The 12,062-nt window shown below is 71.2% G+C and carries 12 protein-coding genes; 3 read left to right on the top strand and 9 right to left on the bottom strand.

The features are described 5' to 3' along the window. The first annotated feature begins 174 nt into the window (after positions 1–174). Positions 175–1,851, top strand: coding sequence for a purine-cytosine permease family protein (locus tag ABJI51_RS16445; protein WP_348951692.1), 1,677 nt, complete (start codon positions 175–177; stop codon positions 1,849–1,851). Between the two features lie 46 nt (positions 1,852–1,897). Here the strand turns inward: ABJI51_RS16445 and ABJI51_RS16450 are convergent, their stop codons facing one another. After that, positions 1,898–2,608, bottom strand: a complete 711-nt coding sequence (locus ABJI51_RS16450; protein ID WP_348951694.1) for a TetR/AcrR family transcriptional regulator — start codon at positions 2,606–2,608, stop codon at positions 1,898–1,900. An 89-nt stretch (positions 2,609–2,697) separates the two neighbouring features. On the opposite strand from ABJI51_RS16450, the gene ABJI51_RS16455 reads away from it, so the two are divergent. Continuing rightward, a complete protein-coding gene (locus ABJI51_RS16455) occupies positions 2,698–3,798 on the top strand; it encodes a lipase family protein (protein ID WP_348951696.1) in 1,101 nt (366 codons plus the stop codon). Positions 3,799–3,855: 57 nt separating this feature from the next. On the opposite strand, the gene ABJI51_RS16460 is transcribed toward ABJI51_RS16455, so the two are convergent. Genes ABJI51_RS16460 through ABJI51_RS16485 form a run of 6 tightly spaced genes read right to left on the bottom strand, consistent with a single transcriptional unit; the run spans position 3,856 to position 8,258 of the window. Beyond that, entirely contained in the window at positions 3,856–4,569 is a 714-nt protein-coding gene (locus tag ABJI51_RS16460) for an urease accessory protein UreD (RefSeq protein WP_348951698.1), read from the bottom strand. Further along, positions 4,566–5,261 carry an urease accessory protein UreG gene (gene ureG, locus ABJI51_RS16465; RefSeq protein ID WP_348951700.1) on the bottom strand — a complete coding sequence of 232 codons (696 nt, stop codon included), beginning with the start codon at positions 5,259–5,261 and terminating at the stop codon, positions 4,566–4,568. The genes ABJI51_RS16460 and ureG overlap by 4 nt, the downstream gene beginning before the upstream one ends. Next, complete coding sequence (locus ABJI51_RS16470) at positions 5,251–5,922, bottom strand: urease accessory protein UreF (protein ID WP_348951702.1); 672 nt, start codon at positions 5,920–5,922, stop codon at positions 5,251–5,253. Before ABJI51_RS16470 ends, ureG begins: the two co-directional genes overlap by 11 nt. Continuing rightward, positions 5,922–7,637, bottom strand: a complete 1,716-nt coding sequence (locus ABJI51_RS16475; RefSeq protein WP_348951703.1) for an urease subunit alpha — start codon at positions 7,635–7,637, stop codon at positions 5,922–5,924. Before ABJI51_RS16475 ends, ABJI51_RS16470 begins: the two co-directional genes overlap by 1 nt. A gap of 1 nt (position 7,638) precedes the next feature. Further along, positions 7,639–7,944 carry an urease subunit beta gene (locus ABJI51_RS16480; protein ID WP_348951704.1) on the bottom strand — a complete coding sequence of 102 codons (306 nt, stop codon included), beginning with the start codon at positions 7,942–7,944 and terminating at the stop codon, positions 7,639–7,641. Positions 7,945–7,955: 11 nt separating this feature from the next. Next, positions 7,956–8,258: an urease subunit gamma gene (locus ABJI51_RS16485; RefSeq protein ID WP_020641633.1), complete on the bottom strand. Its 303-nt coding sequence runs from the start codon at positions 8,256–8,258 to the stop codon at positions 7,956–7,958. Positions 8,259–8,547: 289 nt separating this feature from the next. Here ABJI51_RS16485 and ABJI51_RS16490 point away from each other — a divergent pair, with 289 nt between their 5' ends. Continuing rightward, positions 8,548–9,696: a citrate synthase 2 gene (locus tag ABJI51_RS16490; RefSeq protein ID WP_348951706.1), complete on the top strand. Its 1,149-nt coding sequence runs from the start codon at positions 8,548–8,550 to the stop codon at positions 9,694–9,696. A gap of 56 nt (positions 9,697–9,752) precedes the next feature. Here ABJI51_RS16490 and ABJI51_RS16495 read toward each other — a convergent pair whose 3' ends face one another. Next, complete coding sequence (locus ABJI51_RS16495; protein ID WP_348951899.1) at positions 9,753–10,340, bottom strand: TetR/AcrR family transcriptional regulator; 588 nt, start codon at positions 10,338–10,340, stop codon at positions 9,753–9,755. Positions 10,341–10,354: 14 nt separating this feature from the next. Next, positions 10,355–12,052, bottom strand: a complete 1,698-nt coding sequence (locus ABJI51_RS16500; protein WP_348951901.1) for an SDR family oxidoreductase — start codon at positions 12,050–12,052, stop codon at positions 10,355–10,357. Positions 12,053–12,062: the final 10 nt, after the last annotated feature.

Below are 12,062 nucleotides of genomic sequence, written 5' to 3' on the forward strand. Positions count from 1 at the left end.
CTAGGCACGTTAGGGCCTTCCGAGCTGCGGCGGAACCCACTGAACGGTGACACCCGCCACCCCCGCACCGTAACCGCTGGACAACAAGCCGTAACCCGTGCGTTACCCGCCGGACCAGGATCGATACAGGACGGACCTACCTTCGGCGCGTTCCCCACCACCTCGGAGGCAGGCATGACCGAAACCCTGTCGGGCACCGAAGAAGCCGCCCCGCCGAAACGGCGGTACGCCCCGCTCGCCGCGAACGAGAACCGCGAGGACTACTCGCTGCGCTTCGCCGCGCATTCGTTCCGGAAATGGTCCCCGTTCGTGGTCGCGACGACGGCGCTGGGCGGCATCGCCTACCTCGCCGACTTCGCGATCGGCGCCAGCATCGTCCTCTCCTACGGCTTCACCTCCGGCGTGCTCGCGATCCTCGCCGCGGCCGTCGTCATCTTCGTGACCGGCGTGCCCATCGCGGCCGCCTGCGCGAAGTCCGGTGTGGACATGGACCTGCTGACCCGCGGCGCGGGCTTCGGCTACTTCGGGTCGACGCTGACGTCGCTGGTCTACGCCAGCTTCACCGTCATCTTCTTCTCGCTCGAAGGCTCGATCATGGGCCAGGCCTTCGAACTCGCTCTCGGCATCCCGCTGCCCGTCGGCTACCTGCTCGCGACGCTCATCGTGCTGCCCTTCGCGCTCTACGGCATGGGCGCGGTCGCGAAGATGCAGACCTGGACGCAGCCGCTGTGGATCGCCGGCCTGGTGCTGCCCTTCGTCGTCGTGCTGGTCCGCGAGCCAGGGAAGTTCGCGGAATTCACCCACTTCGGGGGCACCGAGGGTGCCGGGGCCGGGTTCTCCGCGATCGGGTTCGGCTTCGGCATGGGTGTCGCGCTGTCGCTGATCGGGCAGATCGGCGAGCAGGCCGACTACCTGCGGTTCATGCCCGAGAAGACGGCGGAGAACAAGCGGTCGTGGTGGGCCGCGGTCCTCGCCGCCGGACCCGGCTGGGTGATTCTCGGCGCCGCCAAGCAGATCGGCGGCGCGCTGCTGGCGTTCCTCGCGCTCGGTGTCGTCGGGAAGACGCACGCGCTGGAGCCGATCGCGCCGTACCTCGAAGCGGTGAAACCCGCACTCGGCCCGGTGGCGCTGACGTTCGCGGCGCTGTTCGTCGTCGTCTCGCAGATCAAGATCAACACGACGAACGCGTACTCGGGCTCGCTGTCGTTCGCGAACTTCTTCTCCCGCGTGCTGCACCGCCACCCCGGCCGCGTCTGGTACGTGCTGGTCAACTGCGGGATCGCGCTCGCGCTGATGGAGTTCGGCGCGTTCGGCTTCCTCAACAAGATCCTCGGCTTCTACTCCAACGTCGCCATCGCGTGGATCGGCGCCGTCTGCGCCGACCTGGTGATCGCCAAGCCGCTGGGGCTCTCGCCGCGCTACATCGAGTTCAAGCGGGCGTACCTGCACAAGATCAACCCGGTCGGGTTCGGCTCGATGGTGGTCGCGTCGGCGCTCTCGATCGTGGCGTACTTCGGCGCGTTCGGGCCGTTCCTGGCCGCGTTCAGCCCGCTGCTCGCCCTGGTCGTCGCGATCGTGCTGGTGCCGACGCTGGCCGTCGCGACCAAGGGGAAGTACTACCTGGCCCGGCCGAACACGGTCGCCGGCCCGGACGTCGACGCCGATCTGCGCGCGACGCACACCTGCTCGGTCTGCGGCGACCCGTACGAGCTGCCGGACGTCGCGGACTGCGCGAAGCAGGAGGGCGCGATCTGCTCGCTGTGCTGCACGCTCGACAGCACCTGCCACGACATGTGCCGGACGGCAGGCCCGGTTTCGCTCGGGCTGCCGACAGTCCGCGCCACCCCGTAGAGTCCGTGAAGGCCCTTCACCCGCGTCCGCTGCGGGTGAAGGGCCTTCACGTTCGCCGGGCGTCCCCCCAGTCCCCCTCCCGGCTTGTCTCTTCGACGCCGGAGGCGGCGGGTCGGTTGCCGCGGATGTCCGAAATCTTTTCCGGCCGCATGATCGCGGCCAGCATCAGCGCGCGCAGCTCCGCGCCGACGTCCTCGACCGGCAGCGGCGGTTCGTGCGCCTGCCACTCGCGCAGCAGCCCGGTGGCCGCGCCGACCAGGGCGATCGCCGTCAGCCGGTAGTCGCGGTCGGGCGCCACGCCGTGTTCGGCCGCGCGGCGGGCCTCGGTCGCGATGAAGGTCGCCCAGCGGTCGACCCACAGCTGGTGCTGCTCCTCCAGTTCGGCGCTCACGCCGACCGCTTCGACGTAGTTGAGGCGCGGCAGCCGCGGGTCGACGGTGACCGTGTCGATGAAGACGTCCAGCAGCGTCGCGATCCGGGTCATGGCGTCGGCTTCGGCGACTTCGCCGAGCGCGGCGGTGACGTGCTCGAGCGCGAGGCTGTTGATCCGGTCGTGGAGGGTGCGCAGCACGTCCTCCTTGCCGCTGAACTCCTCGTAGAAGTTGCGCGTGGACACGCCGGCGCGGGCACAGACCTCGGTGATCTTGGTGTGCCGGAAGCCGTGGGAGGTGAACAGCTCGAGCCCCGCCGTGAGCAGCCGCTCGCGGCGGTCGGCGCGACGTTGCTCGGGGGCGACGCCGCCGTACGTGCGAGCCAACGGGTGTCTCCTCCTTCTGAGGGATTGCCAGATCCTACCGGGCTGGCTAACTTGTGAAAACTTCGATTACCACACAACCGGAGGCAACGATGCTTCGTCGGTTACTGGTCGCTGTCGCGCTGCTCTTCGTGACAGCCGCGCCCACGGCCCACGCGGACCCCGGCGTCCTGCTGGAACAGCGGCCCACGACGGTGTTCATCGGCCCGTTCCCGGCCCCCGTCAGGGCATGGCACCTCCTCTACCGGTCGACGTCGGCGACCGGCGCGCCCAACGCGGTGTCCGGAACGCTGCTGGTACCCCCGACGCCGTGGCTGCGCGGCGGCCCGCGCCCGCTGATCACCTACGCGGTGGGTACCCACGGTCTCGGCGATCAGTGCGCGCCGTCGAACCTGCTGGCCCACGGGATCGAGAACGAGAGCGCACTGCTGGCCCAGGCGCTGTCCCAGGGCTGGGCGGTCGTCGTCACGGACTACGAAGGCCTCGGCACCCCGGGCACGCACACGTACGCGGTCGGCCGGTCCGAAGGCCACGCGGTCCTCGACGCGGCACGCGCGGCCCTGGAGGTGGCCGGCGCGGGGCTGTCCCCGTCCGCCCCGGTGGGTGTCTTCGGGTATTCCCAGGGCGGCCAGGCGGCGGCGTGGGCGGCAGAGCTGCAGGCGACGTACGCGCCTTCGCTGAACGTGGCCGGAGTGGCGGCCGGCGGCGTCCCGGCGGACCTGGACGAGGTGTTCCGCGCCAACGACGGAGGCGCGGCCTTCGGCCTGGTACTGGGCGCGGCCACGGGCTTCGCGGCGGCGTACCCGGACGTGCCGTTCGAGTCGATTCTGAACGATCGCGGCCGCGAAGCGGTGGCCCGGGTGTCGAAGGCGTGCACGATCGAGCTGGGCGCGGCGGCGCCGTTCGCGCACCTGCAGGACTTCGTGACGGTGCCGGACCCGATCCACGAGCCGCACTGGCAGGCCCGCCTGCAGGAGAACTACCTCGGCACGACCGCGCCGAAGGCACCGGTGTACCTGTACCACGGAACGCTGGACGAGCTGATCCCGTTCAGCGTCGGCAAAGCACTGCGCGACCGCTGGCAGGCCCGCGGCGCGGCGGTGACGTGGCAGGAGTTCCCGCTGCTGGAGCACATCGCGGGCGTCTCGATCGGCGGCCCGGCGGCGATGACCTGGCTCGGCACGAAGTTCTGAAGTTCTGGCGGCCCGGAACTGTCGGTCCTCCCCGGTAGCGTGGAAAACGGGGGCTGCTCAGAACGAAGTGGCGAACGGCCGCAGGGCGGTGACCGCGTCGGGGGCCAGTGAGGTGGTGAGGGTGCCGCCCGCGGCGAGTGGGCTGCGGGACCACCATTCGCCCGATGCCGCGGGCGCCGGGTGCTCCGGGCCGCCGACCTCCAGGTCCGTGGCCAGCACCCGGCGGCCCGCCAGCACCGCCAAGCTGCCGTCCAAAGTGGAGTCGCCGATCGACAGCGTCTGACGCACCACCGGCACCGTGCCGCGCGTGACGGACAGCGTGGTCGTCAACGAACCCGGGCTCTCCCCCGCGCGCCCGAGCACCAGCACCTCTCGCGTGTGCAGGTACGCGTCCGGCGCCAGGGAAGCACGGAAGACCGCCGTGTGCCGGGCCCGCGCCGTGATGACCGTCGGCTCCGGCAGGTACTCCAGCGATCCGCCCGGCTCGACCACCACGTCCACAGTGGACAAGGAGCCTTCGCCGTGCAGGCCCGGCAGGGCCAGCGTCGCCGCGACGCCGGACAGCCGCAGCGAAGCTCCGGGTCCGACGTGGATGGACAACGTCAGGTCGTCGCCGCCCAGCGGCGAAGTGGCCGAGTTGACCAGGTGCACCACCGCCGTCGAACCGGACCGGCGGCGCGGGAACAGCGTCAGCGGGGCCATCGACCGCAGCTCACGCAACACCGTGCGCGTGCCGTCGAAGCAGGCAGTCAGCCGGGCGTGGGCCTTCACAGCAGGGAACGCACCCAGTCCGCCACCGCCGGCGCGTCCGGGGTGTCCACAAGAGACTGCGTGATCACCGGCAGCTCGCCCCGCATCCGGTGCGCGTCCGAGGTCATCACGTCCATGTCCGCCCCGACCAGGCGGGCGATGTCGATCTTGTTGATCACCAGCAGGTCCGCCGTCGTGACGCCGGGGCCGCCCTTGCGCGGCACCTTGTCGCCGCCCGCGACGTCCACCACGAAGATCTGGCTGTCGGCGAGGCCGCGGCTGAACACCGCCGTCAGGTTGTCGCCGCCGCTTTCGATGATCACCAGGTCCAGGCCGGGGAACTTCTCCTCCAGCCGCTCGACCGCGTCGAGGTTCGCCGTGATGTCGTCGCGGATCGCGGTGTGCGGGCACGCGCCCGTCTGCACCGCCTCGATCCGGGCGGGGTCCAGCACGCCCGCGCGGCGCAGGAAGTCCGCGTCCTCGGTCGTGTAGATGTCGTTCGTGACGACGGCGAGGTTCAGCTCGTCGCCCAGTGCGCGGCACAGCGCCGCGGTCAGCGCGGTCTTGCCCGAGCCGACCGGGCCGCCGATGCCGATCCGGTACGCGCGGCCCGCGGTGGGTGCCGCGTCGTAGTGGTCCGGCTCGGTGGCCGTCGGGTCGAAGCTGACCGGGTGGACGTGGCCGTGCCCGTGTCCGTGGCCTTCAGCTGGCAAAGAGACGCACCTCTTCCTCGTGATGCCGGGCGTGCGCCTCGGCGAACAGGTCCAACGCGGGCGACCCCGGCGACGGCAGCGCCGCCGGATCGTCCCCCGCCACCGCGGCCGCCTCCGCGCAGACGGCCGCAAGATCCAGCCGTGCCACGACGGCGTTGACGGCGAACGGGTCCAGTCCCAGCAAGCGCACCGCGGCACTCGCCGGGCCGCTCACCGACAGGTAGGCGGCCGCCATCGCCGCGTCGTACGGCGAGCCACCCGCGATTCCGACCAGCGCGCCCAGCACGATCGGGTGATGCGGCCGCGGGGTCTCGGCCAGCAACGCGTCGAGCACCGGAGAAGGCCACGCGATCCGCCCGGCCCGCGCGGTCCCCCGGCCTTGCGCCCGGGACGCCTCGCGCTGCGCGAGTGACGGTGTGCGCGCGTCCAGCTCACTGTCCAAACGGGACCAGTTCCCGCCTGCGACGGCCGCATGTGCCGAAGCGGCCGCGAAAACGGCGGCCAGGTGACCCGCCGTCCGCAACCGTCCGGAAAGGAATCCCGGAAGGTCGCGCACGGACGTCACCAGCTTCCGCGCGACGACCTCCTCCAGCCCGCCACTGTGGACGTGCCCGCCGCCGGGGAAGCGGGAGTCCGCGAGGATCAGTGCCGAAAGGTCCATCAGAAGAGGAAGTACCTCTGCGCCATCGGCAGTTCCGTCACCGGCTGCGGCTCGATCAGCTCGCCGTCGACGTGCACCGCGAAGCTGTCCGGCTCGACGCGGACGTCCGGCGTGGCGTCGTTGAGCACCATGTCCGCCTTGGTCCGCGCGCGCATGTTCGACACCGCGACCAGCGGGCGCGTGATGCCGAACGTCTCACGCAGCCCGCTGTCCAAAGCGGACGGCGCGACGAAGTGCAGGCTCAGCGCGGCACCGATGTTCGCGCCGAACATCGGCCTGGCCATGACCGGCTGCGGCGTCGGGATGGACGCGTTCGCGTCACCCATCGCCGCCCACGCCGGGAACCCGCCCTTGAGCACGACGTGCGGGCGGACGCCGAAGAACTTCGGCTCCCACAGCACGAGATCCGCGAGCTTGCCGACCTCGACCGAGCCGATCTCGGTCTCCATGCCGTGCGCGATGGCCGGGTTGATCGTGTACTTGGCGACATAGCGACGCGCACGCAGGTTGTCCGCAGCGCCGTCACCGGGCAGCGCGCCGCGGCGGCGTTTCATGACGTGCGCGGTCTGCCAGGTCCGGATGATCACCTCGCCGATCCGGCCCATCGCCTGCGAGTCGGAGCTCATCATCGAGATGGCGCCCATGTCGTGCAGGACGTCCTCGGCCGCGATCGTCGTCGGCCGGATCCGGCTTTCGGCGAAGGCGAGGTCCTCGGGCACCGACGGGTTGAGGTGGTGGCAGACCACCAGCATGTCGAGGTGCTCGTCGAGGGTGTTGGCCGTGTGCGGGCGGGTCGGGTTGGTCGAGGACGGCAGCACGTTCGGCAGCGAGACGACCTGGATGATGTCCGGCGCGTGGCCGCCGCCGGCACCTTCGGTGTGGTAGGCGTTGATCGAGCGGCCGCCGATGGCGTCCACAGTGGATTCCAGGAAGCCTGCCTCGTTCAGCGTGTCGGTGTGGATCGCCACCTGGACACCGGCTTCGTCGGCCACCGTGAGGCACGCGTCGATCGCCGCGGGCGTGGTGCCCCAGTCCTCGTGGAGCTTGAAGCCGCCCGCCCCGGCGGCGAGCTGCTCACGCAGCGCGTCGTGCCGGACGGTGTTTCCCTTGCCCAGCAACAGGACGTTGACCGGGTAACCGTCCATGGCGGACAGCATCCGGCCGAGGTTCCACGCGCCGGGCGTGACCGTCGTGGCCTTGGTGCCCTCGTTGGGGCCGGTGCCGCCACCGACCAAAGTGGTCAGTCCGGCGGCCAGCGCGGTGTCGACCAGCTGCGGGCAGATGAAGTGGACGTGGCAGTCGATGCCGCCCGCGGTGAGGATCTTGCCGTTGCCGGACAGCACTTCCGTCGACGGCCCGATGACCAGCGCCGGGTCGACGCCGTCCATGGTGTCCGGGTTGCCCGCCTTGCCGATGCCGACGATCCGGCCGTCGCGCACGCCGACGTCGGCCTTGACGACACCCCAGTGGTCGAGGATCACCGCGCCGGTGATGACCAGGTCGGGCGCGCCCTCGGCCCGGGTCGCCGTGGCCTGGCCCATCGACTCGCGGATGACCTTGCCGCCGCCGAAGAGCACCTCGTCGCCGGAGCCGCCGGGGCCCATCGAACGGTCCTCGGTGACCTCGATGAGCAGGTCGGTGTCGGCGAGCCGGATGCGGTCGCCGGTGGTCGGGCCGAACAGCTCGGCGTAGCGCTCGCGATCGATCTGCGGCATTTCAGAACTCTCCCGCGAACTCGGACCGGAGACCGGGGACGCGCCGCGCTCCGGCCAATGGCACCAGGTCGACCTCGCGCTCGACACCCGGCTCGAACCGCACCGACGTCCCCGCCGGGATGTCGAGCCGCCGGCCGCGGGCGGCGTCACGGTCGAATTCGAGACCCGGGTTCACCGCCGCGAAGTGGTAGTGCGAGCCGACCTGCACCGGCCGGTCGCCGAGGTTGCGGACCAGCAGCCGGACGCGCGGGCGGCCGGGGTTCAGCTCGACCGGCTCGTCGCCGGGAATGATCTCGCCTGGACGCATGCCGCTGCTCCTCACACGATCGGGTCGTGCACGGTGACGAGCTTCGTGCCGTCCGGGAAAGTGGCCTCGACCTGCACGGAGTCGACCATCTCCGGCACGCCGTCGAGCACCTGCGCGCGGGACAGCACGGTCCGGCCGCTGGCGACCAGCTCGCTGACCGTGCGGCCGTCGCGGGCGCCTTCGAGGACGTGGTCGGTGATCAGTGCGACCGCCTCCGGGTAGTTGAGCCGGACGCCGCGGTCCAGCCGCTTCCGCGCGACGTCGGCCGCCACGTGGATGAGCAGCTTGTCGCGCTCCTGCGGGCTGAGGTGCATGCGCTAGGTCTATCACCCGAAACGCGGCGGCGCCGGGTTCGGAAACACAGGATTTACCTGGGCTTCGTCACACTGCGTGGCGAAAATCCTCCTGCCTGGGCCGACGCGTGACTGAATCGTTCTCGTAATCGTGACCGAAACCACCGCATCTTTCGATTGCCAGTGGCCGGTCAAGAGAGCAAGGTCTATCCATCCGTGCGATGTGGCGCGCGTCGAGTGCGCTCTGTCCCAACCGCGCGACCAGCAAGACCAGCCGGGGAAAAAGCGCACCGAAAGGTTTCGCGACACAGTGACTACCTCCACGATCACCAAGCCACAGCCGTCCGGCGAACCCGACGACGGCTTCCGACCGGGCCTGGAGGGCGTCGTCGCCTTCCACACCGAAATCGCCGAACCCGACCGGGACGGCGGTGCCCTGCGCTACCGCGGCGTCGACATCGAGGACCTCGCCGGCAAGGTGACCTTCGGTGACGTGTGGGGCCTGCTCGTGGACGGCCGCTTCGGCCACGGCCTCCCGCCCGCCGAGCCGTTCCCGCTGCCGGTGCACACCGGCGACGTCCGGGTGGACGTCCAGGCCGCGCTGGCCATGCTCGCCCCGATCTGGGGTTACCGCCCGCTGCTCGACATCAGCGACGAAGAGGCCCGCGAGCAGCTGGCCCGCGCCTCGGTGATGGCGCTGTCCTACGTCGCGCAGTCCGCGCGCGGCATCGGCCAGCCCGCCGTGCCGCAGACCCGCGTCGACGAGGCCCACTCGATCACCGAGCGGTTCCTCGTCCGCTGGCGCGGCGAGCCGGACCCGGCGCACGTCAAGGCGCTGGACGCCTACTGGGTGTCGGCCGCCGAGCACGGCCTCAACGCGTCGACGTTCACCGCCCGCGTCATCGCCTCCACCGGCGCGGACGTGGCCGCGGCACTGTCCGGCGCCATCGGCGCGATGTCGGGTCCGCTGCACGGCGGCGCCCCGGCCCGCGTGCTGCCGATGATCGAAGAGGTCGAGCGCACCGGCGACCCCGAGGGCCTGGTCAAGGGCATCCTCGACCGCAAGGAACGCCTGATGGGCTTCGGCCACCGCGTCTACCGCGCCGAGGACCCGCGGGCGCGCGTGCTGCGCCGGACCTGCCAGGAGCTGGGCGCGACCCGCTACGAGGCGGCCGCGGCGCTGGAGCAGGCGGCGCTGAAGGAGCTGCGCGAGCGGCGCCCGGATCACCCGATCGAGACCAACGTCGAGTTCTGGGCCGCGGTGATCCTGGACTTCGCCCAGGTCCCGCCGCACATGATGCCCGCGATGTTCAGCTCGGCCCGCACCGCGGGCTGGGCCGCGCACATCCTGGAGCAGAAGAAGACCGGCCGCCTGGTGCGCCCGTCGGCCAAGTACGTCGGCCCGGCGCCCCGCCGCCCCGAGGACGTCGAGGGCTGGGAACTGGTCACCCAGCACTGACCGCAACTGCCGCTTTCACGTGAAAGTGACCCGGAGGGCCTTCCTCCACGTCACTTTCACGTGAAAGTGGCGGTTTTGTCGTGGGCCGCGGTGGTGCCCAGCATCGCGGTGAGCTGGTCGACGAGCCAGGTGTCGAGGGCTTCGCGCGGGATCGTCCGTTCCTGGAGCCAGCTCAGGAGGGCGCCTTCGACCACCGCCGTCCAGCAGCGCAGGGTGAGCGAGAGCAGCGGGGAGGGGTCTGTGACGCCGAGGGCGTCCAGGATCAGGGCCACCGCCCGGTTGCGGACCTCGTCGATCGCCGCGTCCGTTTCGGACGTCGCGATCACCGAACCGCTGCGCAGCAACGCGATGTAGCCCGCCCGGTAGTGGTCGGCGACGTCGATCAGGCCGCGCACGGCGGCGCGGAGCCGGGTTTCGGGCGGGCCCTCCTCGAGCCCCGCCAGACCGTCGATCAGCCCGTCGGTGACCGTGCGCAGAGCCTCCACCTGCAGCTCACGCAGGTTGGCGAAGTACCGGTAGAACAACGGCCGCGACACCTCCGCCCGCGCGACGATGTCGTCCACGGTGACCAGCTCGGGTGCCCGGGAGCCGAACAGGTCCAGCGCGGCACGGATCAGGTCGTCCCGGCGGGCCTGCGGTGACATCCGCCGCGGCCTGCTCACGGGGTGAGGTCCAGTTTCGCGGCCTGGCGCAGCAATCCGGGTGTAAGTCGCGAAAGGACCAACGCCGCCTTTGCCTCCGGAGTGGACGGAGCGATCGCGATGTCCTTTTCCACGGCCCGCAGAATGTCCTTCGCTACGCCTTCCGGGCCGAATCCGCGCCGGGCATACAGTTTCGAGCTTTCGCGCTGCCGCCGTCGCTGCTCCTCTTCGGACACTCCGACGAACCGCGTGGTACTGGTGATGTTCGTCTTCACGATGCCCGGGCACACCGCCGTGACGCCGACGCGGTGCGCGGCCAGTTCGGCGCGCAGGCAGACGCTCAGCGTCAGCACGGCGGACTTCGTCGTGGCGTAGGCGCTCAGGATCTTCGACGGCAGGTAGGCGGCCGCCGACGCGAGGTTGACGATGTGGCCGCCTTCGGCCCGCTCGGCAAGCATCGGCGCGAACGCGCGGCAGCCGTGGATGACGCCCCAGAGGTTGACGTCGATGACGCGTTCCCAGTCCTCTGTGGACGTGTCGAGGAACGGGCCGGACATCCCGATGCCGGCGTTGTTGACCACGATGTCCGGGACGCCGTGCGCCTGCCGTACCTGCTCGGCGAAGCGGTGCACGGCGTCACCGTCCGCGGAGTCCACTGTGTACTCGGCGAGACCGTGAGAACCCAGTAGTTTCAGCGTCTCGGCGGCGCTCGCCTGGTCGACGTCGGTGATGACGACGTCGGCGCCCGCGGCGGCGAAGGCCAGCGCGGTGGCCCGGCCGATCCCGCTCCCGGCGCCGGTCACCACCACCAGGCGGTGCTCGAACCGGCCGGTCCCCGGCCGGGACCGGCGCAGCGCCCGGCTTTCGGCTCCGGTTTCGGCGTACTCGATCAGCTCGGCGGCCGCCCGCGCCACCACCGCGGGCTTGGCCCGCGTGATCCAGTGCGTCCCGACGACCCGGCGGACGCGCAGGTCCGGCACCCACCGCGCGACCTCGGTCTGCAGCGGCGGGGTGACGTAGGCGTCGCCGGTCGGGGCCAGCACCTGGACCGGGACGTCGGCCGGGCGGGGCGCGGGACGCGACAGCCGGGTGAACATGTTGGCGCGGTAGAGCTTCAGCCCGTGCAGGCCGTCGGACTTCTCCGGCGGCGGCGCCGCGTCCGGCTCCATGCGCTGGATCTGCCTGCCGAGCAGGCCGGTGCGCCACAGCAGGTCCGGGATCAGCGGGAGCTGGAACGCGAGGATGTACCACGAGTGCAGGAACTGGCTCAGCGCGTTCTTCAGCCGCTTCGGCGTCGGACGGCTCAGCTGCGCGCGGAACCACGCGCCGGCGTGGTCGAGGCTCGGCCCGGAGATCGACGTGTAGGAGGCGACCCGCCCGCGCAGGCCGTCGCCGGTGACCGCGTGCCAGGTCTGGATCGAGCCCCAGTCGTGCGCGACCAAGTGGACCTTGCCGTCCGGCTGCACCGCTTCGACGGCGGCCCGCAGGTCGTCGGCCAGCTGGTCCAGCCGGTAGGACGCGCGTCCCGCCGGCTTGTCCGACTGTCCCGCGCCACGGACGTCGTAGGTGACGACGCGGTGCGCCGCGGCCAGCTCGGCGGCCACGCCGTCCCACATCGAGCTGTTGTCCGGATAGCCGTGCACGAGCACGACCGTGGGCCCGTCACTCCGGCCGCCGACGGTCACGGAGAGGCGGACACCGTCACTGGCGGTCACCCACTTGTGA

This window comes from Amycolatopsis melonis, assembly GCF_040064235.1.
Taxonomy (GTDB): Bacteria; Actinomycetota; Actinomycetes; order Mycobacteriales; family Pseudonocardiaceae; genus Amycolatopsis; species Amycolatopsis melonis.